This is a genomic window from Comamonas sp. FUJ_7 (assembly GCF_057369555.1).
Map to the genome: position 1 here is coordinate 157,171 of NZ_JBXXZI010000005.1, position 22,343 is coordinate 179,513.

General features: G+C 58.0%; 19 protein-coding genes and 5 tRNA genes. 17 read left to right on the forward strand and 7 right to left on the reverse strand.

Annotated elements, in window-relative coordinates; translation table 11 throughout:
* Positions 1–32 precede the first annotated feature (32 nt).
* Genes AC2I9W_RS09435 through AC2I9W_RS09445 form a run of 3 tightly spaced genes read right to left on the reverse strand, consistent with a single transcriptional unit; the run spans position 33 to position 2,163 of the window.
* Complete coding sequence (locus AC2I9W_RS09435) at positions 33–575, reverse strand: TPM domain-containing protein (RefSeq protein WP_486409720.1); 543 nt, start codon at positions 573–575, stop codon at positions 33–35.
* Between the two features lies 1 nt (position 576).
* A complete protein-coding gene (locus tag AC2I9W_RS09440; RefSeq protein WP_486409721.1) occupies positions 577–1,533 on the reverse strand; it encodes a TPM domain-containing protein in 957 nt (318 codons plus the stop codon).
* Positions 1,534–1,539: 6 nt separating this feature from the next.
* Positions 1,540–2,163 carry a LemA family protein gene (locus tag AC2I9W_RS09445; protein ID WP_486409722.1) on the reverse strand — a complete coding sequence of 208 codons (624 nt, stop codon included), beginning with the start codon at positions 2,161–2,163 and terminating at the stop codon, positions 1,540–1,542.
* A 111-nt stretch (positions 2,164–2,274) separates the two neighbouring features.
* Between AC2I9W_RS09445 and AC2I9W_RS09450 the strand changes: the two genes are divergently transcribed.
* From AC2I9W_RS09450 to AC2I9W_RS09460, 3 genes are read left to right on the forward strand one after another with little or no spacing between them, the layout of a single operon-like run.
* Positions 2,275–3,039 (forward strand): Rossmann-fold NAD(P)-binding domain-containing protein, encoded by a 765-nt coding sequence (locus AC2I9W_RS09450; protein WP_486409723.1) that lies wholly within the window; start codon positions 2,275–2,277, stop codon positions 3,037–3,039.
* Positions 3,029–4,051 (forward strand): YheT family hydrolase, encoded by a 1,023-nt coding sequence (locus AC2I9W_RS09455; RefSeq protein ID WP_486409724.1) that lies wholly within the window; start codon positions 3,029–3,031, stop codon positions 4,049–4,051. The genes AC2I9W_RS09450 and AC2I9W_RS09455 overlap by 11 nt, the downstream gene beginning before the upstream one ends.
* Positions 4,044–4,604: a DUF2946 family protein gene (locus AC2I9W_RS09460; RefSeq protein WP_486409725.1), complete on the forward strand. Its 561-nt coding sequence runs from the start codon at positions 4,044–4,046 to the stop codon at positions 4,602–4,604. The genes AC2I9W_RS09455 and AC2I9W_RS09460 overlap by 8 nt, the downstream gene beginning before the upstream one ends.
* A gap of 91 nt (positions 4,605–4,695) precedes the next feature.
* On the opposite strand, the gene AC2I9W_RS09465 is transcribed toward AC2I9W_RS09460, so the two are convergent.
* From AC2I9W_RS09465 to AC2I9W_RS09480, 4 genes are all read right to left on the reverse strand, one after another.
* Entirely contained in the window at positions 4,696–5,568 is an 873-nt protein-coding gene (locus tag AC2I9W_RS09465) for a c-type cytochrome (RefSeq protein ID WP_486409726.1), read from the reverse strand.
* Positions 5,569–5,766: 198 nt separating this feature from the next.
* On the reverse strand, positions 5,767–7,200 hold the full coding sequence (locus AC2I9W_RS09470; RefSeq protein WP_486409727.1) for an efflux transporter outer membrane subunit: 1,434 nt from the start codon (positions 7,198–7,200) through the stop codon (positions 5,767–5,769).
* Positions 7,193–10,372 carry an efflux RND transporter permease subunit gene (locus AC2I9W_RS09475; RefSeq protein WP_486409728.1) on the reverse strand — a complete coding sequence of 1,060 codons (3,180 nt, stop codon included), beginning with the start codon at positions 10,370–10,372 and terminating at the stop codon, positions 7,193–7,195. Before AC2I9W_RS09475 ends, AC2I9W_RS09470 begins: the two co-directional genes overlap by 8 nt.
* Positions 10,373–10,384: 12 nt before the next feature.
* Complete coding sequence (locus tag AC2I9W_RS09480; protein ID WP_486409850.1) at positions 10,385–11,671, reverse strand: efflux RND transporter periplasmic adaptor subunit; 1,287 nt, start codon at positions 11,669–11,671, stop codon at positions 10,385–10,387.
* A gap of 230 nt (positions 11,672–11,901) precedes the next feature.
* Between AC2I9W_RS09480 and AC2I9W_RS09485 the strand changes: the two genes are divergently transcribed.
* The 14 genes from AC2I9W_RS09485 (at position 11,902) to rpoB (ending at position 22,295) form a co-directional block, all read left to right on the forward strand.
* Complete coding sequence (locus AC2I9W_RS09485) at positions 11,902–12,522, forward strand: TetR family transcriptional regulator (RefSeq protein ID WP_486409729.1); 621 nt, start codon at positions 11,902–11,904, stop codon at positions 12,520–12,522.
* Between the two features lie 71 nt (positions 12,523–12,593).
* Positions 12,594–12,669: transfer RNA gene (locus AC2I9W_RS09490), tRNA-Arg, on the forward strand.
* Between the two features lie 73 nt (positions 12,670–12,742).
* Positions 12,743–12,828: transfer RNA gene (locus tag AC2I9W_RS09495), tRNA-Tyr, on the forward strand.
* Positions 12,829–12,885: 57 nt separating this feature from the next.
* A tRNA-Gly gene (locus AC2I9W_RS09500) sits at positions 12,886–12,959 on the forward strand.
* A 42-nt stretch (positions 12,960–13,001) separates the two neighbouring features.
* Positions 13,002–13,076: transfer RNA gene (locus AC2I9W_RS09505), tRNA-Thr, on the forward strand.
* A 75-nt stretch (positions 13,077–13,151) separates the two neighbouring features.
* Positions 13,152–14,342 (forward strand): elongation factor Tu, encoded by a 1,191-nt coding sequence (gene tuf, locus AC2I9W_RS09510; protein WP_486409702.1) that lies wholly within the window; start codon positions 13,152–13,154, stop codon positions 14,340–14,342.
* Between the two features lie 10 nt (positions 14,343–14,352).
* A tRNA-Trp gene (locus AC2I9W_RS09515) sits at positions 14,353–14,428 on the forward strand.
* Between the two features lie 87 nt (positions 14,429–14,515).
* Positions 14,516–14,899 (forward strand): preprotein translocase subunit SecE, encoded by a 384-nt coding sequence (gene secE, locus AC2I9W_RS09520; protein WP_486409730.1) that lies wholly within the window; start codon positions 14,516–14,518, stop codon positions 14,897–14,899.
* Positions 14,899–15,486, forward strand: coding sequence for a transcription termination/antitermination protein NusG (gene nusG, locus AC2I9W_RS09525; protein WP_486409731.1), 588 nt, complete (start codon positions 14,899–14,901; stop codon positions 15,484–15,486). Before secE ends, nusG begins: the two co-directional genes overlap by 1 nt.
* 125 nt (positions 15,487–15,611) lie before the next feature.
* Entirely contained in the window at positions 15,612–16,043 is a 432-nt protein-coding gene (rplK, locus tag AC2I9W_RS09530; RefSeq protein ID WP_158388896.1) for a 50S ribosomal protein L11, read from the forward strand.
* On the forward strand, positions 16,044–16,739 hold the full coding sequence (gene rplA, locus AC2I9W_RS09535; protein ID WP_486409732.1) for a 50S ribosomal protein L1: 696 nt from the start codon (positions 16,044–16,046) through the stop codon (positions 16,737–16,739).
* Positions 16,740–16,966: 227 nt separating this feature from the next.
* Entirely contained in the window at positions 16,967–17,491 is a 525-nt protein-coding gene (rplJ, locus tag AC2I9W_RS09540) for a 50S ribosomal protein L10 (RefSeq protein ID WP_486409733.1), read from the forward strand.
* 36 nt (positions 17,492–17,527) lie between these two features.
* The gene (gene rplL, locus AC2I9W_RS09545; protein WP_486409734.1) at positions 17,528–17,905 is read left to right on the forward strand and encodes a 50S ribosomal protein L7/L12; all 378 of its coding nucleotides are present in this window, start codon (positions 17,528–17,530) and stop codon (positions 17,903–17,905) included.
* 277 nt (positions 17,906–18,182) lie between these two features.
* Positions 18,183–22,295, forward strand: coding sequence for a DNA-directed RNA polymerase subunit beta (gene rpoB, locus AC2I9W_RS09550; protein WP_486409735.1), 4,113 nt, complete (start codon positions 18,183–18,185; stop codon positions 22,293–22,295).
* The last annotated feature ends 48 nt before the right edge of the window (positions 22,296–22,343 follow it).

Genomic DNA, 22,343 nt, shown 5'->3' on the forward strand with positions numbered 1-22,343 from the left:
CAGCTATGAATAATGATTATCCGCGAGTGAGTTCAGCGTTCACGGTGTGGCAGGTGGCGCTCGACGACGGGAGTGTCTGGCAGGTTGCGAGCTTGGGCATTGATGGCGGATTTGCGGGGGAAGTGGGTCTGCAACTGGCGGCTGACACGCTCCAATGCCGATGTCAGCCCCACGCTGAAATGCCCGCCTCTGAAGGCAGCCTGCATATCGCTGATCAGCGTTTGCCACTGCTCGGCACTCATGGTGCGCTCAAGGGCGCGATCGGCCACGATCTCGATGGCATGGTCGGCCAGCAGCAGGTAGATCAGGGCACCATTGTTGTGCTCCGTGTCCCAGACGTGCAGCTTGGCAAATTGCGACAGGGCCCGTTCGCGCGCCGTGGCATCGCGCCAGATATAGCTGAAAGGCAGGCCGGCCTCCACACAGATCCGCACCTGGCCGGTGTGACTCAACTCACTTCTGGCAACCAGCTGTTCCAGCTCTTTGAGAGTCGCAGGAGGAAGGCTCTTGCGCAGGTGCTGCTCTGCCCAGCGGTGGCGTACCAGTCGGGCCAGACGTTGAAAGACATTGCTCATTTCACCAATCCCCTGAGGCGCCACCGCCACCAAAGCTGCCGCCACCACCGGAGCTGAATCCACCCCCTGAACTGAAGCTGTCGCTGCTGCCACTGCTCCACCCACCTCCGCCACTGCTGATGTAAGGGCCGCCGCCTCCACCGCGTGAGAGGTTGGAGAGCAGGGTGAAGATCAGGCCCAGAAAGCCCGCAACGCCTGCAACCAGCAAGCTGGTAGTGATCGCATAGGCGGCCACGCCGGCAATGCTGCCAATGACCACCGAGCCCAGTACGCGGCCAAAGATGGCGCGGGCGATGCCAATACCGATCGGAAAGCCGAAAAACAGCAGTGGGAGCAGAAAATCCAGCTTGTCGCTCCAGGACTGGCTGGGCTGGCGTGACTGAGGCTTGGGCGCAGGCAGCTTTTCGCCATGAATCAGCAAGCTCATCTGCTCAATGGCCGCGGACAGGCCGCCTGCATAGTCGTCGGCACGAAAGCGCGGCTTCATGGCGCCATCGATAATGCGGGCGGCCATGATGTCGGAGATGGCACCTTCGAGCTTGCGGGCCACCTCGATGCGCATGCGCCGGTCGTTCTTGGCAACGACGATGAGCGAGCCATCGCCGATGTCCTGGCGGCCCAGCTTCCAGCTGCTGGCAACGCGCCAAGCGTAGGCGGCAATGTCTTCAGGGGCGGTGGTAGGCACCATCAAAACGGCGACCTGCGCACCGGTGTCGTCCTCCAGCTTTTTGAGCTGTGCAGTGAGCGCTTGTACATCGTCGCTGCTGAGTGTGCCGCTTTGGTCAATGACCCGGCCAGTCAGCTCGGGCACGGGCTGAGGCTGGCCAAAGGGCTTGGCCTGGGCCCAGGCTGCTGGCGCAAACATCAGCAGCACGCCAATCCATACAAAAACAATAGCTGCTAGCGCTTTATGGATAAGGGCTTGAAGCGTTTTTTGCATGGATTTCTGGATGTGCATGAATCTTTACTTGCTGCCGCCAGGACTGGCAGGAGCTGAAGGGGAGAAGTCCACCGTTGGCGGCTGAGAAATCTGCGCTTCGTTCTGCACGGTGAACGTGGGCTTGACGGGGTAGCCGAATACCTTGGCCGTGATGTTGGTGGGGAAGCTGCGCGCCAGCACGTTGTAGGCCTGCACGGTGCCGATGTACTCGTTGCGCGCTACGGCAATGCGGTTTTCCGTGCCGTCCAGCGTCACGCGCAGATCGCGGAACGCCTGGTTGGCCTTGAGCTCGGGATAGCGTTCCGCCACCACCATCAGGCGCGACAGGGCACTGGACAGCTCGCCCTGCGCCTGCTGAAACTTGTTGAAGGCCTCGGGGTCGTTGATCAGCTCTGGCGTGGCCTGAATCGATGTGGCCTTGGAGCGCGCTTCGATGACCTTGGTCAGCGTGTCCTGCTCGAAGCTGGCTTCGCCCTTGACGGTCGCCACGATGTTGGGAACGAGGTCGGCACGGCGCTGATATTGGTTCAGCACTTCGCTCCAGGCGGCCTTGGTCTTTTCGTCCAGGCGCTGAAAGTCGTTGTAGCCGCAACCCGTCAGGGAGAGCATCGACACAATGGTCGCAATCATGAGGAACCAGCGTTTCATGGGGGACTTCCGTTCGCGAGAATAAGGCTGAAACGATAGCATAAGGTCCTGCCTGCATCACGTGCGCACTTGGCTGATAGCTCTGTCCGAGCGCAATAACCTGCTTTATTCATGACCTCTGTTTCTCCTTTAGATGCTTTGCGCGCTGCTCAGCGGCCTTTCCCTGCTGCTGCAGCCAGGCCGCGCATGCTGGTGGCCGGGGCCACAGGCCCGCTGGGCAATGAAGTGCTCAACCGCGTGGTGGGCGGGCAGAAATATGCGCTGGTACAGGTACTGGCACGAGAGCGCTACACCGAAGGCTTGCGCGGCATGCAATTGCTGCCGCAAGCCGGTGATGCACCGCAGCAGTGGCCTCAGCAGAGTGCGGAAGTGGGGCTCATCATGTTCGAGCCGCCTCGCCCTTTCTATCAACGAGAGCGTGCTCTGTGGACGCCCCAGCCAGCGCAACTGCTTGCAGTTGCTCAGTGGATGCATGCTTGCGGCGTGAAGACGCTGGCGGTCGTGCTGCCGCACGACATGGGTAGCCTGCCGCAGTCCATTCGTCAGGGGCTGGCCACGGTGGATGAGCATGACGTGGCGGCACTTGGATTTGAGCGCTTGATTTTGGTGCGCTCGGCCAAAGAGCCTGCCAGGCGCAGTATGGGCAATCTGCTGCAGCGCACAGCGGGCATGTTGCTCTCTGCGCTCAGCTATATGGTTCCGCAAAGCGATAGGCCTGTGCGCGCCATGCATGTGGCCCGGCTGGTGGAGGCGGCTTTGCTGCAAGCGCCGGCGGGCATTCATGTGGCTTCGCCAGAACGCGTGTGGCGTGCTGCGCAAAAGGGCGGCTTGCATGCAGAACTGCAGGACTGGCTCAAGAATCGTCATGAGCCTTGAGCGGTTTCGCGCGCCCTGGTGGCAGCCCGGTGGGCATGTTCAGACCATCTGGTCAGCGCTGTATGCGCGCCGCCACCTGCAGGGGCAGGTCGTCAGCCCATGGCGGAGAGAGCGATGGGAAACCGATGATGGCGACTTCATCGATGTCGACTTTTCCAGCCACACAGTTCCCGCCGGCACACCCACGCTGGCCTTGTTTCATGGGCTGGAGGGCTCATCCGCCAGCCACTATGCACAGGCCATGGTGCAGGTGTGTGAACAGCGCGGCTGGCAACTGGCGGTGCCGCATTTTCGCGGTTGCAGCGGCGAGGCTAATCGACTCTTGCGCGCCTATCACTCCGGTGATGCTGCCGAGGTGGACTGGGTACTGCGTCGCTTGCATGCGCGGCGCGATGGCCAACTGCTGGCCATGGGCGTTTCGCTAGGGGGCAATGCGCTAGCCCGATGGTCGGGATTGCAAGGGGAGGGCGCGACTCAGGTTGTGAAGGCCGCCGCGGTGGTCTGTGCACCGCTGGACCTAGTGGCCGCTGGAGAGCGATTGGGGCGGGGCCTGTGCCGCTGGCTGTACACGCCCATGTTCATGAAAACGCTGGTGCCCAAGGCGTTGGGCAAATGGCAGCGGTCGCCCGGCCTGTTTGACAAGGCCAGACTGCAGCGTGCCCGCACCCTGCACGAATTTGACGATGTGTTTACCGCACCTGTACACGGTTTTGCGGATGCCGATGATTACTGGCGCAGAGCTTCTGCCAAACCGCTGCTCAAGCAGGTGACGGTTCCTTTGCTGCTGCTCAATGCCCGCAATGATCCCTTTGTGCCTGCGCACAGCTTGCCGACGGCGGCAGATGTCAGTCCATCGGTGCAGCTATGGCAGCCCGCGCATGGGGGTCATGTGGGTTTCTCGACAGGGACGTGGCCTTGCCATGTGCAAACCATGCCGCAGGCTGTGGCAGCATGGCTGGCGCAATGGCTGCAGAGCAAGAATTTTCAAGATCAGGAGACCGCGAATGGATGACATCGTCAAACAGGCCATGGCCAAGTGGCCGAATGTGCCGGCCTGCTATGGCTGGCTGGCGCTGGATGCGCGCGGCCAGTGGTGGCTGCGCGATGCCAAGGCACAGGCCTGCGGTGCCTTCAACAGCGGCATCGAAGGTGCCAAGGGCCATGTGCTGCGCCATGAAAAGCTGGCGGAGTTCATTGGGCGCAACTACCTGGTTAAAGGCGATGGCTGCTGGTTCTTTCAGAACGGTCCACAGCGTGTGTATGTGGAGCTGGAGGCCGCGCCCTGGATCTGGCGTGTGCACAACGCAGAGCATGGTGTGACGCTGCATGACCATATCGGCCGGCTTCAGTCTTTGAGCGATGTGCAACAGGCTGTTATGGACGCACAGGGGCGGCTTTATCTGGCGCTGCCGCAAGGGCTGGGCATGGTGCACAGCATGGACATGCTGGACGCCGCTGCGGCGCTGGAGCAGGGCTTGCTGCCCGAGGTCACGGAGCTGGGGTTTGCACAGCTGCCACAGCAGTTTGGCTATGTGTTGAGTCCTGAGGAAATTCAAAAAACGTAGCTGCTTGCGCTTGCTCGGTAAGGGTTAGAGGCCAAAAAGACAAAAACCGGCGCAAGGCCGGTTTTTTCATGATGGATGACGAAGGCGGCTTTTACTTTGCCGCATCCACCATGTACTGGATGGCTGCCTTGAAGTCGGCATCCGACGCGGTGGAGCCGCCCTTGGGGGGCATGGCGCCTACGCCTTTGGTTGCTTTTTCCACCATGTCGTCCATGCCCTTGGCGATGAAGGGTGCCCAGGCCGCCTTGTCACCAAACTTGGGTGCGCCAGCCACGCCACTTGCGTGGCAGACCATGCAGGTGGTGTTGTAGAGGTTCTTGCCGACATCGGACGCGGCAGGGGCTGCGGCAGTGGCGGGTACGGGTTCAGCCGCGGGGGGCTGCTCTGCGGCGGGTGCAGGCGCGACAGCCGGAGTGGCTTCAGCAACAGGTGCGGCAGCGGCAGCTGCTTCGCCGGTGGCGGCACCGCCTGCTGGCTGGGGCTCGGGGAAGTTGGCACCGGCGGCATTGGTCATATAGACCACGCCACGGGCAATTTCCGTGTCGTTGAACTCACCGCCACCCTGAGCGGCCATGGCGCCCTTGCCAGCCAGGGCCGAGTGCACCAGTGCATCCAGTCCTTGCTTGAGGCGAGGGCCCCAGGCGGCGGCATCCTGAAACTTGGGTGCGCCAGCAGTACCGGTTTCATGGCAGGCTGCGCATTGTGATTTGAAGACTTCGGCGCCGCCGCGCAATGGACGGTCAGCATCACGAATTTCCACGGAGCCCACTTTTTGCAGGCGCATGGCCTTGGCCATCTCGGCATTGGCCGTGCCAGCACCTGCGGTGTCGGATGAGGTCACGAACTTGACCAGACCGATGATGACGAAGATGGGAACCACAAACGAGAAGAAGACGGCAAGCAACAACTGCTTGGGTTTTTTGATAGGGCCGGTATGGGCTTCTTCGTGGTGTTGCTCGCTCATGAAGTCCTCTGAGGTCGTGGGATGGAATTAACAAACCATTATAGAAGTGAGGGGTAAGAATGCCAGTGCACGACGATCCGGGTTGACGCTTGGCGCATAAAGGAGTTGAGTTGGATCAACGTTGTGCAAGCCATTGGCGGTGCCCATGAAAAAAGGCGTCCGAAGACGCCTTTTTTGAATGGCAAGTGCCTGCACCACTTACTGGGCAGTGGTGGTCGCTGCAGCGCTGTCGTCGGCAGCCGGCTCTGTCCAGCCACCTCCCAAGACTTTGTAGAGGTTGACCTGGTTTTGCATCTGTGCTAGTCGCACTTGCACCACGGATTGCTCCAGGGCAAACAATGAGCGCTGTGCATCCAGCAGATCCAGGTAGCTGGCCACGCCATTGGTATAGCGCAGGTCTGACAGTTTGTAGCGAACCTGCTCGGCCTCTAGCTGGCGCGACTGGGCTTCCAGCTGCTCCTTGAGGGCGCGGCGGTTCACCAGGGTGTCAGACACTTCTCGGAATGCCGACTGGATGGCTCCTTCATATTGCGCCACGGCAATTTTCTGGCCAGCTTCCGCAACTTGAAGATTGGCCCGGTTGCGACCCGCATTGAAGATAGGCAGGTACAGCGAAGGCGCAATGGTGAACGCTGCGGAGTCCGACTTGAACAGGTCGGAGACCTCGGAGTTCATAAAGCCAGCCGATGCGGTGAGGGAGATGTTCGGAAAGAACAGTGCGCGTGCTGCCCCAATGCTGGCATTGGCCGCAATCATGCTCTGCTCGGCCTGACGGATGTCGGGACGGCGCAGCAGCAACTCGGATGGCAGGCCTGCAGGAACGTCGGCCAGTGGGGGGAGTTCTTGCAGTTGCTTGCCTTGCATGCTGGCAAAAAGCTCTTGCGGCAAGGTCTGCCCTATCAGCAGTGTCAATGCATTAAGGGTGCGATCACGCTGACCGGCTTGCTGCGCCAGTGTGGCGCGGGCACTTTCAGTCAGCGACTGTGCCTGGCGGTAGTCCAGCTCGGAGGTGACTCCTGCATCCAGACGCAGCTTGGTCAGCTTGATCGACTGCTCGCGTGTGCTCAGCGTGCGGCGAGAGATCGTCAGCAACTCTTCGTCGGCCTGAAGGCTGAGCCAGGTGCTGGCTACGGTAGCGATCAGGCTGATCTGAGCTGACTTGCGGCCTTCCTCAGTGGCCAGATACTGGGCCAGGGCTTGCTGCTTGAGGCTGCCGATGCGTCCCCAGAAGTCAATTTCCCAGCTGGGCATGGACAGCCCCACCATGTAGGCATTGGCATATCGACCAGTCGCAGCACTGGGCTGACGGCTGGCGCTGCCTGCAACACCAATTTCAGGGAACTGGCCAGCACGCTGGATTTGGTATTGGGCCTTTGCCTTTTCGATATTGAGCACGGCCACACGCAGGTCACGGTTGTTGTCCAGCGCAAGCTGGATCACCTGCTGCAGGCGTGGGTCCGTATAGAACTGCTGCCAGGGGATGTCGGCAGCCGCCGTGGCGCCAGCCTCCTCGTCAGTCGTGGAGTAATGCTCCGCGACTGGAGTGGCAGGCCTCTCCAGTGTGGGGATGAAGGAGCAGCCGCTGACCAGCAGCGCGCCAGCCAGTGCTACGGGTAGCAAGGTTTTATTCATGTTGCGAGCCTCCCTGTGCTGCAGAAGTTGCCGCCGGAGGAGTGGCGTCGGAGTCTTGCTTGGACTTCTTGCCAAACAGGTTGAACACAGCCACGAAGAACACAGGCACCAGGAAGACGGAGATCGGCGTGCCAATCACCATGCCCCAGAAAACGCCAGTACCAATTTCCTTCTGGCTGGCGGCACTGGCGCCGGTGGCAATATATAGCGGCACCACACCCAGAATGAAGGCCAGAGAGGTCATCAGAATGGGGCGGAAACGCAGGTGACCGGCTTCCAATGCGGCTTCCAGCGCACTCTTGCCTTGCGCATGCAGGTCCTTGGCGAACTCCACGATCAGGATGGCGTTCTTGGCCGAGAGACCAATCACCGTGATCAGCGCTACTTGGAAGTAGATGTCGTTGGGCATGCCGCGCATCAGCATGCCGGACACGGCACCGAACACGCCCAGGGGCACGACCAGCAGCACGGACAGCGGGATGCTCCAGCTCTCATACAAGGCAGCCAGGCACAGGAACACAGCCAAGATGGAGAACGCATACAGCATCATGGCTGAGGAGCCAGCCTTCTTCTCGTCCAGTGACTGTCCGGTCCACTCGTAGCCAAAGCCGTCGGGCAGTTCCTGGGCCAGCTTTTCCATCTCCTTCATGGCATCGCCACTGGTATAGCCGGGCTTGGCTTGACCGGTAATGCTCATGGAGGGGTAGCCGTTGTAGCGAGTCAGCTGCATGGGGCCGCTGATCCACTTGGCGCTGACCATGGTGGACAACTCCACCAACTGGCCTTGCGCGTTGGGGACAGTCAGGCGCATCACGTCTTCGGGTTGCATGCGGCGGCTGGCGTCGGCCTGGATGGTGACACGCTGCATGAAACCGTTATTAGGAAAGTCCGTGGAGTTGGACGAGCCCAGGGCCGTTGCCAGTGTCGAGGCCAAGTCACCCATGCTCACGCGCTGTGCATAGACCGCATCGCGGTTGATGTCCACCTGCCATTGCGGTGCATCATCCACGCCGTCAAAGCGTACGCCGGTCAGAACAGGGCTTTGGTTGGCTTTGGCGACCAATTGGTTACGGGCTTCAAGCAGGGCTGCATGGCCCTTGCTGCCACGGTCCTGCAGACGGAAGGTAAAGCCGTCACTGTTGCCCAGTTCAGGGATGGAGGGGGGGACCAGCGTGAAAATAAAGCCGTCACGCAGTTTGGACATTGCACCCATGGTGCGGTCTGCGAAAGACTTGGCGTCAGAGCCTGGCCCCTTGCGCTCGGACCAGTCCTTGAGCGTGGTGAATGCCAGACCCACGTTCTGGCCCTGACCCATGAAGCTAAAGCCCAGAATGCTCACGATGTGGGCTGTCTCGGGCTGGCTCAGAGCAAATTGCTCCAGCTCGGCCATGGTTTTGCTGGTGCGCTCCAGGCTGGCGCCAGGGGGCAGTTGCGCCAGCGAGATGACATAGCCCTGGTCTTCGGTTGGCAGGAACGCTGTGGGCAAGCGCATGAACATGAAGATCACGCCTGCAATGACCAAGAGGTAGACGATCAGTGCCTGTGCAGAGCGCTTGACCACGCTGGACAAGGCACTTGAGTAGCGGTGCGTGCCTGCTTCGAACTTCCGATTGAACCAGTTGTAGAAGGGGCCGAGGAGGCCGGTCTTTTTGTCATGCGCATGCCCTTTGGGGATGGGCTTGAGCATGGTGGCGCACAGTGCGGGCGTGAGTGTCAGCGCAAAGAAGCCGGAGAAAAAGATCGAGACGGCCATCACCAGTGAAAACTGGCGGTAAATATTGCCGGTGGCGCCGGAGAACATGGCCAGAGGTAAGAACACCGTCACCAGAATCACGGTAATGCCAACCACGGCGCCCTGGATCTGCCCCATGGCCTTGATGGTGGCCTCCTTGGGCGGCAAACCTTCCTCGGCCATGATGCGCTCGACGTTTTCCACCACCACGATGGCATCGTCCACCACGATACCAATCACCAGCACCATGGCGAACATGGCCAGAATGTTGATGGTCAGGCCGACAACCAGCATCACGGCAAAGGTGCCGAGCAGGGCGATAGGCACCACGATGGTGGGGATCAGGGTGTAGCGAATGTTCTGCAGGAAGATCAGCATCACGATGAACACCAGCACGATGGCTTCCAGCAGCGTGTGGACCACCTTCTCGATGGAGATCTTCACGAACTTGGAGGTGTCGTAGGGCGATGACCATTTCACGCCAGCAGGCAAGAAGGGCTCCATCTCAGCCATCTTGGCCTTGACCAGTTGGGCCGTTGCCATGGCGTTGGCAGTCGAGGTCAGCTGTACGGCCATGGCCACGGCGGGCTTGCCGTCCAGGCGCGACTCGAAGGCATAGCTTTCAATGCCCAGTTCGATGCGCGCCACATCCTTGAGGCGCACGGTGGAGCCGTCGGAGTTGGAGCGCAGCACCACTTGGCCGAATTCCTCGGGCGTGCTTAGCTGACCGGGCACCACAATCGTGGCCGTGGTCGTGGTGCCGGGAGTGCTGGGCAGATTGCCCAGGGCGCCGCCGGAGATTTGCTGGTTCTGCGCGGCGATTGCTGCGTTGACGGAGGCAATCGACAGACCAAAGCCTTGCAGCTTGGCTGGATCCACCCAGACGCGCATGGCGCGACCAGAGGCAAACAATTGAGCCTTGCCCACGCCGTCCAGGCGCTGGATTTCTGGCACCACATTGCGGTTCACATAGTCGGCAATGTCGTCACGCGATGTTTCTCCAGATTCGGCCTGGAAAGCCAGAATCATCAGGAAGTTGCTCATGGACTTGTCCACGCGCACTCCTAGGGCCTGAACGACCTGTGGAAGACGAGGAAGCACGCGCGAGAGGCGGTTTTGTACGTCCACCTGAGCCAAGTCCGGATTGGTTCCGGGGGCAAAGGTGACGGTCAAGGTGCCTTGACCCCCTGCTGGGGCGGAGGATTCCATGTACATCAGACCCTGCGCGCCGTTGATTTCGCGCTCGATCAGTTGCAGAACGGAGTCCGTCATGGTCTGTGACGTCGCGCCGGGGTAGGTCGCAGTCACGTTGATGGTGGGAGGGGCTACCGATGGAAACTGAGCCACCGGTAACTTGGTGATGGAGATCACGCCCGCAATGATCACGAAAATCGCGATCACCCAGGCAAAGATCGGTCTGTGGATGAAAAACTTTGACATGGGACGCGCCTATTACTTGGCTTCCTGGCCGCTCCCGGCGCTTTCGGAAGGTGTGGCAGGTTGTTCTGGCTCAGTAGGCTGAGCTGCAGGAGAGGCGTCTGGGATCTTGTTGAATTCGACAGGCTTGACCTTTTTTGCACCCATTCCCACCTTGATCAGCCCATCAACCATGACTTTTTCACCGGCCTTCAAACCGGAAGTGACAACCCAGTTGCTGCCACTGGATTGGCTAATCTGTACGGGCCGGGGTGCGACGCTTCCATCTTCGGCAACGATCATGACAAAGTTGCCTTTTTCATTGCGGGTGACGGCCTGCTGGGGAATCAACGCCGCATTTTCAACTTGAGCCTGCTCTAAGCGAACGCGCACATAAGTGCCTGGAAGTAGAAGGCCTTCAGGGTTGGGAAGCTCTGCACGCACACTGACTTGACCGGTGGAGGGGTCTACAGTCAGGTCAGTGAAAAGCAGCTTTCCTGTATGGGCGTACTCTTTGCCATCGTCCAAATAGACGTGTACGCGCGCTGCGTTATCGCCTACCTTTGATAGCTTGCCGGAACTGAGCGCTTCGCGCATGCGCATGATTTCGGTAGAGGATTGGGTCAGGTTCACATATAGCGGATTGATTTGCTGGATAGTGGCCAGCTGTGTGGCCTCGCCCTGACCAACTAAAGCGCCTTCAGTGACCAAGGAGCGACCGATGCGTCCGGCAATGGGTGCTGTGACCCTGGCATAGCCGAGGTTGACATTGGCATTGGTGACTGCTGCTTTGCCAGCTGCAACTTGGGCTAATGCTGCTTTTTCGTTGGCAATTGCAGTGTCGAACTCCTGTTTGCTGATGGCGTTTGCTTCCACCAAGGGCTTATAGCGGCGAGCCGTTGCGGAGGCCTGTGCCAAGGCCGCTTCGGCCTGCGCAAGAGTTGCCTGTGCGGACTGCAAGTTGGCCTTGTAGGGCGTGTTGTCTATCTGAAAAAGGGCTTGGCCGGCCTTGACGTCTGAGCCTTCTTGGAAGAGGCGCTTTTGAACAATGCCAGCCGCACGAGCACGAACCTGGGCAATCCGTGAGGGCTCAAGACGGCCAGGAAGGTCCGAGATCAAAGGCACGTTCTGCATGGTGACTGTGACGACCCCCACCTCAGGAGGCTGAGCTTGGGCGGCTTGAGCCTTTTGCGCATCCGCATTCTTGTCTCCGCATGCGGACAGACTTAATGCAGCAGCAAGACTTAGGCTCGCAACAACAATGCGGGAGCTTGATCTGGCGGGTTGGGGTTGGTTGTCGGGAGCCTGGTGTGTGTCATACATCGGGTGCATGAACGTCCTTCCGGTTGACATTGTGAAAACAAGCAAAGAGCACAGCTTGGAAGAGCGTGCTCCATATAGAGGTAATCCTAAATGGATTCCTATGCGTAGGCGATGCGAAAATTATACATACATGCATAAATGTATAATTCATAAAGCTTGCTTGAACGTTGGCAAGAAATAGTTTTTCTCGTTGTGCTTCAGCGCTGGCTGGGTGATGGAAGAGGTGGAAAATGGCTCGACGGACAAAGGCAGAGGCAGATGAGACGCGAACTAAGCTGCTAGATGCGGCCGAAGAAGTTTTTTTTGAAAAAGGTGTATCTCGTACATCTCTTGGAGACATTGCGCAGCGAGCGGGGGCTACGCGCGGGGCCGTGTACTGGCACTTCAAAGACAAGATGGATGTCTTTGTATCCATGCTTGGGCGCATCTGCCTGCCTTTTGACGAGATCTGTGATGACAGATTTGAGGATTTACTGCCGCTGGAGCGTATTCGCCACTCAATCTTGAGAGTCTTTGAGAGTCTGGATGGAGATGATCGTACTCGTAAGGTGTTTGAGACAGCTCTTTTTAAGATGGAGTATGTGGGGGAGCTGTCTGATGTGCGTCTGCGTCATATTGAAAGCTCCAGCCTTGCTCGAGAGAAGTTTGCGCGTGATCTTTCTGTTGCTGCGCAGTTACAGTCAGTAGCGTTGGAGATTTCGCCGGAAGAAGCAGCTTTAGGGCTTCATTCGCTTTTTGTTGGCCTTATACATGGGTGGGTGTTAACTGAGGGGAGTTTCTCACTGGTCAAAGTAGGCTTGATGTCGGTCGATGTCTATTTGAAGGGGTTGGGGTTTCGGGTGGAGTTGTGATTTTTGGGAGTGAAACCGTGCAATAATTCGTGCAGTTGAATTGTTGGTCGTGCAAGCGACCTGACGGATTCGCGGCTGTAGCTCAGTGGATAGAGTATTGGCCTCCGAAGCCAAGGGTCGTGGGTTCGATCCCCGCCAGCCGCGCCAGCAAGCACCTCAAAAAAGAAATCTTTAAATTTCTTTTTGATTCAAAAATAGGTGCTACAATTCAAATCTCTTCGGAGGGGTGGCCGAGTGGTTAAAGGCAGCAGACTGTAAATCTGCCCGCTAACGCGTACACAGGTTCGAATCCTGTCCCCTCCACCAGTAATGGTCTGAAGAGTGATTGTCAAAATTGGCAATCACGTGCAGAAGTAAATCTGTGCGGGAGTAGTTCAATGGTAGAACCCTAGCCTTCCAAGCTAATGACGCGGGTTCGATTCCCGTCTCCCGCTCCAGTTTGCGAGCAAAATTTATGAAGTTACAAAAGTAGCTTTGTTGCCCATGTGGCTCAGTGGTAGAGCACTCCCTTGGTAAGGGAGAGGTCGCGGGTCCGATTCCCGCCATGGGCACCATTTTGTGGTGCGCTCGCTTGATAGGGTTGCGCCGAGATCCTCTTGCAGTAAATTAGTTTTTTCGGAGTCGGAAAAATGGCAAAAGAAAAATTCGAGCGCACAAAGCCCCACGTGAACGTGGGCACCATCGGTCACGTTGACCACGGTAAGACCACCTTGACTGCTGCTATCGCTACTGTGCTGTCCAAGCACTTCGGCGGCGAAGCTAAGGACTACTCGCAAATTGATGCGGCTCCTGAAGAAAAGGCTCGTGGTATCACCATCAACACTTCGCACGTCGAGTACGAAACCGCTACTCGTCACTACGCTCACGTTGACTGCCCCGGTCACGCTGACTATGTGAAGAACATGATTACTGGTGCTGCCCAGATGGACGGCGCTATCTTGGTTTGCTCCGCTGCTGACGGCCCCATGCCCCAGACTCGCGAGCACATCCTGCTGTCGCGTCAGGTTGGTGTTCCTTACATCATCGTCTTCCTGAACAAGGCTGACCTGGTGGACGACGAAGAACTGCTGGAACTGGTCGAAATGGAAGTGCGCGAGCTGCTGTCCAAGTACGACTTCCCCGGTGACGACACTCCCATCATCCGCGGCTCTGCCCGTCTGGCTCTGGAAGGCGACCAATCCGACAAGGGTGAGCCCGCTATCCTGAAGCTGGCTGAAGCTCTGGACTCCTACATCCCCACTCCCGAGCGTGCTGTTGACGGCGCATTCGTGATGCCTGTGGAAGACGTGTTCTCCATCTCCGGCCGCGGCACTGTGGTGACCGGCCGTATCGAGCGCGGTATCATCAAGGTCGGCGAAGAAATCGAAATCGTTGGTATCACTGACACCGTCAAGACCACTGTGACCGGCGTGGAAATGTTCCGCAAGCTGCTGGACCAGGGTCAAGCTGGTGACAACGTGGGTCTGCTGCTGCGCGGCACCAAGCGTGAAGACGTGCAGCGCGGCCAAGTGCTGTGCAAGCCCGGCTCCATCAAGCCCCACACCAACTTCACTGCTGAAGTTTACGTGCTGTCCAAGGACGAAGGCGGTCGCCACACTCCTTTCTTCAACAACTACCGTCCTCAGTTCTACTTCCGTACAACTGACGTGACCGGCTCCATCGAACTGCCCGAAGGCAAGGAAATGGTGATGCCTGGTGATAACGTGTCGATCACTGTGAAGCTGATTGCTCCTATCGCTATGGAAGAAGGTCTGCGTTTCGCTATCCGCGAAGGTGGTCGTACTGTTGGTGCCGGTGTGGTTGCCAAGATCATTGCTTAATTGATTTTGTAGGGGTATAGCTCAATTGGCAGAGCGTCGGTCTCCAAAACCGAAGGTTGTAGGTTCGATTCCTACTGCCCCTGCCACCTCTTAATGGTGGAGTCAAAAAGAGCCCGCCTTTGGCGGGCTTTTGTGTCTTGAAATTGCACATTTTTGTGCATTTGAAACAAAATATGGCCACTACTCAGGTTGAAACAGTCAGCTCTGCAGCTGACAAAGCAAAAATAGCCGCAGTTGCGGCTTTAGTTGTTGCTTCTATTGCCGGCTTTTATCTGTTGAGCAAGCAAGGGACGCTGGTGCAGTGGGCAACTTTGATTGCTGGCCTTGTATTGGCAGCCGGGGTGTTTTTGATCTCCGAGCCGGGCAAGCGCTTCACAGGCTTTGCTCGTGATGCTTGGCGTGAGGTGAAGAAGGTAGTCTGGCCCACCCGCAAAGAAACGATGCAGATGACTCTGTATGTCTTTGCGTTTGTGGTTGTGATGGCTTTGTTCTTGTGGTTCACCGATAAGACGCTGGAATGGGTCTTGTACGACTTGATTTTGGGCTGGAGGAAGTAATGACTGATGCTGTCGAAACAGATGTGAATGGTGGAGGGGCAGCGCCCGCCAACCCTGATCTGCGTTGGTATATCGTCCATGCCTATTCGGGTATGGAAAAAGCGGTCGAGCGCAATATTGCCGAGCGTATTGCCCGCTCCGACATGCAATCGAAATTCGGTCGTATCTTGGTGCCCTCTGAAGAAGTGGTGGAAATGCGCAATGGCGTTCGTCGCACCACTGAGCGCCGCTTGTTCCCTGGCTATGTTTTCGTCGAAATGGTGATGGACGATGACACTTGGCACTTGGTCAAGCACACCAGCAAGGTAACCGGCTTTGTGGGTGGTGCAAAAAATCGACCTGCGCCAATTTCTGAAGAAGAGGTGCGCAAGATCGTCGATCAGATGCAAGAAGGCACCGAAAAGCCCCGCCACAAGATTGAGTTCATGGTCGGCGAAATGGTTCGTGTCAAGGAAGGTCCTTTCGCAGACTTCAATGGCTCCGTGGAAGAGGTCAACTACGAAAAGAACCGTCTGCGTGTCTCGGTCACTATCTTTGGCCGTGCAACTCCTGTGGAATTGGAATTCTCTCAAGTTGAGAAAACTTGAGATTCGCAATAGAATCTAGGGCTTCGCATTTTTTGACTCGGTGCGAAGCTTTTTTGTAGAGTCAGCAACCTCGGGGAGCTGCTTGCAGGGATTGCAGGCGGCGCTATACCCGTAAGGAGCTCAACATGGCGAAAAAAATCGTCGGCTTCATCAAGCTGCAAGTGCCAGCTGGTAAGGCCAATCCTTCTCCTCCCATTGGCCCTGCTCTGGGTCAACGTGGTCTCAACATCATGGAGTTCTGCAAGGCGTTCAACGCTCAGACTCAAGGTGTCGAGCCCGGTCTGCCCCTGCCTGTGGTGATCACAGCTTTTGCTGACAAGAGCTTCACATTCATCATCAAGTCGCCACCCGCAACCGTTCTGATCAAGAAGGCTGTGAAGTTGGACAAGGGCTCTGCTAATCCTTTGAAGAACAAGGTTGGCAAGATCACACGTGCTCAGCTGGAAGAGATCGCTAATACCAAGCTGAAGGACATGAACGCTGCTGACGTTGACGCTGCTGTGCGTACGCTGGCTGGCTCTGCCCGTTCGATGGGCGTGATCGTGGAGGGTGTGTAAATGGCCAAGTTGACCAAGAAGCAAAAAGCTCTCCAAGGCAAGGTGGACTCCACCAAGCTGTACGCTTTCGCTGACGCAGTTGCGCTGGTGAAGGAAGCAGCTACTGCCAAGTTCGATGAATCCATCGACGTGGCCGTGCAGCTGGGCGTTGATGCCAAGAAGTCGGATCAAGTGGTGCGTGGCGCGGTGGTGCTGCCTCACGGTACAGGTAAGACTGCTCGCGTGGCCGTGTTCGCACAAGGCGCCAAGGCTGAAGAAGCCAAGGCTGCAGGTGCTGACGTGGTGGGTATGGACGACCTGGCTGCTCAAGTCAAGGCCGGCGACATGCCTTTCGACGTGGTGATTGCTGCTCCCGACGCTATGCGTGTTGTGGGTCAGCTGGGTCAGATCCTGGGCCCACGTGGTCTGATGCCTAACCCCAAGGTTGGCACTGTGACTCCTGACGTGGCTACGGCAGTGAAGAACGCCAAGGCTGGTCAAGTGCAGTTCCGCGTGGACAAGGCCGGTATCGTGCACGGCACAATCGGTCGTCGCTCGTTCGATGCCGACAAGCTGCAGGGCAACCTGGTGGCTCTGATCGACGCCCTGAACAAGGCCAAGCCTGCTTCCAGCAAGGGCCTGTACCTGCGCAAGGTGGCTGTGTCGTCGACGATGGGTGTGGGCGTTCGCGTCGATACGCAATCCATCTCGGCGTAATTGCTAGAAATCGTCAGATGGGCACTGCTCATCTGGTGTGGTGGGCTGAGAGAGTTGTTGCTCTCTCAGGTCATCCAAGACCGTTGGTGTGATCTGATCACTTAATCACGAAGGCCAACGTAGATGGCGATCCCGCTGCAGATGGAAATTTTTCCTAAACAGTTGGTCGCTGCAACAAGAGCGCGTATGCAGGGTTAACCTTGTATATGCATTTGAAGGAGTAGACCTTGAGTCTTAATCGCAGTGAGAAAGAAGCGGTCATCAACGAAGTGACCAGCCTCGCCGCTAAAGCTCAAACGCTTGTGATCGCGGAATACCGTGGCATCACGGTCGCCGACATGACCAAACTGCGTGCCGATGCTCGCAGCAAGGGTGTGAGCCTGAGCGTGTTGAAGAACACCCTGGCCCGCCGTGCTGTTGCCGGTAGCGCGTTTGACGTGGTGGCTGACCAGATGACTGGTCCCCTGATCTATGGCTTCTCTGAAGACGCAGTGGCTGCCGCTAAGGTGGTGGCCGATTTCGCGAAGACCAACGACAAGCTGGTGATTCGCGGTGGCGCGTTTGCAGGTAAGGCCCTGGACGTCAACGGCGTTAAGCAACTGGCAAATATCCCCTCCAAGGAAGTACTGCTCGCACAAGTGTGCGGCTTGCTCATGTCGCCTATCTCGCGTACAGCTGTTGTGCTGGGCGCTCTGGCGGCCAAGAAGGGCGAAGGCTCTGCCGAAGCAGCAGCCGAAACCGCCGCAGCTTAATTGCTGGGCAAAACCAACTAATTTTAGGAAATCAAAATGGCATTCGATAAAGACGCATTCTTGACAGCCCTGGACAGCATGACTGTTCTGGAACTGAACGACCTGGTCAAGGCAATTGAAGAGAAGTTTGGCGTGTCCGCCGCTGCTATGGCTGCTCCCGCTGCTGGCGGCGCTGCTGGCGGCGCTGCTGCTGCTGAAGAAAAGACCGACTTCGACGTCGTTCTGACTGAAGCTGGCGCCAACAAGGTGTCCGTGATTAAGGCTGTGCGTGAAATCACCGGCCTGGGTCTGAAGGAAGCCAAGGATCTGGTCGACGGCGCTCCCAAGACTGTGAAGGAAGCCGCTCCTAAGGCTGACGCTGAAGCTGCTGTGAAGAAGCTGATCGAAGCTGGTGCTAAGGCTGAACTGAAGTAATTCAGTGAAATCAAGGGCTGGAGACTCTTCAAAGGGTCTCCAGCCTTTGGCGCTTGTGGAACGCGCTGAAAGAACACACCAAAAAGCAGGTTTCCTAGGGAGTCTGCTTTTTAGTGTCTTCTGACAATCCGACAGCAGAAGATGCCTTGGTTCGGGCGATGTGCAACGCATCGTCGTCAGCCATGGTTGGTAGTGGCCAACCGCCAAGCCCGCAGGATGAAACTCCTGTGGGGCAGTCGTCGCAGACCCAGGACTCATGTCTTTGCCCGGAGATCTCATGGCCTATTCTTATACCGAACGCAAGCGAATCCGCAAAAGCTTCGGGAGCCGCGATAGCGTGCTCGAAGTGCCTTATCTGCTGCAGATGCAAAAAGATGCCTATACAGCATTCCTGCAGGCAGATGTAGCCCCCAAAAAACGTACGATTGATGGCCTGCAAGCGGCCTTTGATTCTGCTTTCCCTATCGTCTCTCACAACGGTTTTGTGGAGATGAAGTTTGTCGAGTACAACCTCGCCAAGCCCGCTTTTGATGTGCGTGAATGCCAGACTCGTGGTCTGACTTTCGCCTCGGCCGTTCGGGCCAAGGTGCAGCTGATCATCTACGACCGTGAGTCCTCTACGGCCCAGTCCAAGGTAGTCAAGGAAGTCAAGGAGCAAGAGGTCTACATGGGCGAAGTGCCCCTGATGACCGACAAGGGCTCCTTCATCATCAACGGTACCGAGCGCGTGATCGTGTCTCAGCTGCACCGCTCCCCTGGCGTGTTCTTCGAGCACGACAAGGGAAAGACCCATAGCTCGGGCAAGCTGCTGTTCTCGGCTCGCATCATTCCTTACCGCGGCTCCTGGCTGGACTTCGAGTTCGACCCCAAGGACCTGCTGTACTTCCGCGTGGACCGTCGTCGCAAGATGCCTGTGTCCATCCTGCTGAAGGCTATCGGTATGACGCCCGAAACCATCCTGGCGACGTTCTTCGTGAACGACAACTTCCGCCTGATGGACAGCGGCGCCCAGATGGAATTCGTGGCCGACCGCCTGAAGGGCGAAGTCGCACGTTTCGACATCACCGACAAGGCTGGCAAGGTTGTGGTCGCCAAGGACAAGCGTATTACCGCTCGTCATACCCGCGAGATGGAGCAGTCCGGCACCAAGTTCATCAGTGTGCCTGAAGACTTCTTGTTGGGTCGCGTGCTGGCCAAGAACATCGTTGATCCCGACACCGGCGAAATCATCGCCAAGGCCAACGAGGAGCTGACCGAAGCCCTGCTCAAGAAGCTGCGTTCCGCTGGTGTGCAGGATGTTCAGTGCATCTACACCAATGAGCTGGACCAAGGCGCCTACATCTCGCAGACCCTGCGCACCGATGAAACCGTGGACGAGTTCGCTGCCCGCGTTGCCATCTACCGCATGATGCGCCCTGGTGAGCCTCCTACCGAGGACGCCGTGCAGGCCTTGTTCCAGCGCCTGTTCTACAACCCCGACACCTATGACCTTTCGCGCGTTGGCCGTATGAAGTTCAACGCCAAGATCGGTCGCGAAGGCGCAACCGGTCCCATGGTGCTGTCCAACGAAGACATCCTGGCCGTGGTCAAGATTCTGGTGGATCTGCGCAATGGCAAGGGCGAAGTTGACGATATCGACCACCTGGGCAACCGCCGCGTGCGTTGTGTGGGCGAACTGGCCGAAAACCAGTATCGCACCGGTCTGGCTCGTATCGAAAAGGCTGTGAAGGAGCGTCTGGGCCAGGCAGAGCAAGAGCCTCTGATGCCTCACGACCTGATCAACTCCAAGCCCATCTCCGCGGCTTTGAAGGAATTCTTCGGTGCCTCGCAGCTGTCGCAGTTCATGGACCAGACCAACCCCCTGGCCGAAATCACGCACAAGCGCCGTGTTTCCGCCCTGGGCCCAGGTGGTCTGACCCGCGAACGCGCCGGCTTCGAAGTGCGTGACGTGCACGTGACCCACTACGGTCGCGTCTGCCCAATTGAAACGCCTGAAGGTCCTAACATTGGTCTGATCAACTCGCTGGCTCTGTACGCCCGCCTGAACGAGTACGGTTTCATTGAAACCCCGTACCGTCGCGTGGTGGACGGCAAGGTCACGATGGACATCGACTATCTGTCTGCCATCGAAGAAGGCAAGTACGTGATCGCCCAGGCCAACGCCGAGCTGGATGCCGAAGGCAACCTGCAAGGTGAGCTGGTGTCGGCTCGTGAACAGGGTGAATCGACTCTGGTGTCCGCCGAGCGCGTGCAGTACATGGACGTGTCGCCTGCGCAGATCGTGTCCGTGGCTGCTTCGCTGATTCCTTTCCTGGAACACGACGACGCGAACCGTGCCTTGATGGGCGCCAACATGTCGCGTCAGGCCGTGCCTGTGCTGCGTCCTGAAAAGCCCATGGTCGGTACCGGCATCGAACGCGTTGCTGCGGTTGACTCTGGCACTGTCGTGACTGCAAAGCGCGGCGGTATCGTGGACTATGTCGACGCAACCCGTATCGTGATCCGTGTGAACGACGACGAAGCCGTTGCTGGCGAAGTCGGCGTGGACATCTACAACCTGATCAAGTATCAGCGCTCCAACCAGAACACCAATATCCACCAGCGCCCCATCGTCAGCCGTGGCGATAAGCTGGCTGCGGGTGACGTGCTGGCCGACGGTGCATCGACCGACCTGGGCGAAATCGCCATCGGTCAGAACATGCTGATCGCGTTCATGCCCTGGAACGGCTACAACTACGAAGACTCGGTGATGATCAACGAGCGCATCGTGGCTGACGACCGCTACACCTCGATCCACATCGAAGAGCTGGTGGTGATGGCTCGCGACACCAAGCTGGGTGCCGAAGAAATCACACGCGATATTCCGAACCTGTCGGAACAGCAGCTGAACCGTCTGGACGAGTCCGGCATCATCTACGTGGGTGCAGAAGTGCAGCCCGGCGACGTGCTGGTGGGCAAGGTCACACCCAAGGGCGAGACCACGCTGACGCCTGAAGAGAAGCTGCTGCGCGCCATCTTCGGCGAGAAGGCTTCCGACGTGAAGGACACCTCGCTGCGTGTGGATCAGGGCTCGCAAGGCACCGTGATCGACGTGCAGGTGTTCACGCGTGAAGGCATCCAGCGTGACAAGCGTGCTCAGCAAATTATTGATGACGAACTCAAGCGCTTCCGCCTGGACCTGAATGACCAGCTGCGTATCGTGGAGGCTGACTCCTTCGACCGTATCGAGAAGCTGCTGATTGGCCGCGTGGCCAACGGCGGCCCTCAGAAGCTCTCCAAGGGTGCCAAGATCGACAAGGCCTATCTGGACGGCGTCGAGAAGTTCCACTGGTTCGATATTCGCCCTGCCGAAGACGATGTGGCCGCTCAGCTGGAGTCCATCAAGAACTCCATCGAGCAGCAGCGTCACACCTTCGACTTGGCGTTCGAAGAAAAACGCAAGAAGCTCACGCAAGGCGACGAGCTGCCTGCTGGCGTGCTGAAGATGGTCAAGGTCTACTTGGCTGTCAAGCGCCGCTTGCAGCCTGGTGACAAGATGGCCGGTCGTCACGGTAACAAGGGTGTGGTCTCCAAGATCACTCCTGTGGAAGACATGCCTTTCCTGGCCGACGGTACCACTGCCGACATCGTGCTGAACCCGCTGGGTGTGCCTTCGCGTATGAACATCGGTCAGGTGCTGGAAGTGCACCTGGGCTGGGCTGGTAAGGGTCTGGGCCAGCGCATCGGTGACATGCTGCAAAAGGAAGCTCGCGCGGCTGAAGTGCGAGCCTTCCTGGAAGAGATCTACAACCGCAGCGGTCGCAAGGAAGATCTGTCCCAGCTGGACGACGGCGAGGTCATGTCCATGGCCAAGGAGCTGACCACGGGCGTGCCATTCGCAACGCCGGTGTTCGACGGTGCTTCCGAAGCTGAAATCAAGGACATGCTGAAGCTGGCCTACCCTGACGACATTGCCGCTGCCAAGGGCCTGACCGAGACACGTACACAGGCTTATCTGTATGACGGCCGTACTGGCGAGCGTTTCGAGCGTCCGACCACCGTGGGCTACATGCACTACCTGAAGCTGCACCACTTGGTCGATGACAAGATGCACGCTCGTTCCACCGGTCCTTACTCGCTGGTGACGCAACAGCCTCTGGGCGGTAAGGCCCAGTTCGGTGGTCAGCGTTTCGGTGAAATGGAAGTGTGGGCGCTGGAAGCTTACGGCGCCGCTTACGTGCTGCAGGAAATGCTGACCGTGAAGTCCGACGACGTGGTGGGCCGTACCAAGGTGTACGAATCCATCGTCAAGGGCGAGCACTCGATCGAAGCGGGCATGCCCGAGTCGTTCAACGTGCTGGTCAAGGAAATCCGCTCTCTGGGCTTGGACATCGAGCTCGAACGTTCCTAAAAACGCCTATTAAAAAAGAGAGCTGCAACCGCTTTAAAACAAAGGATT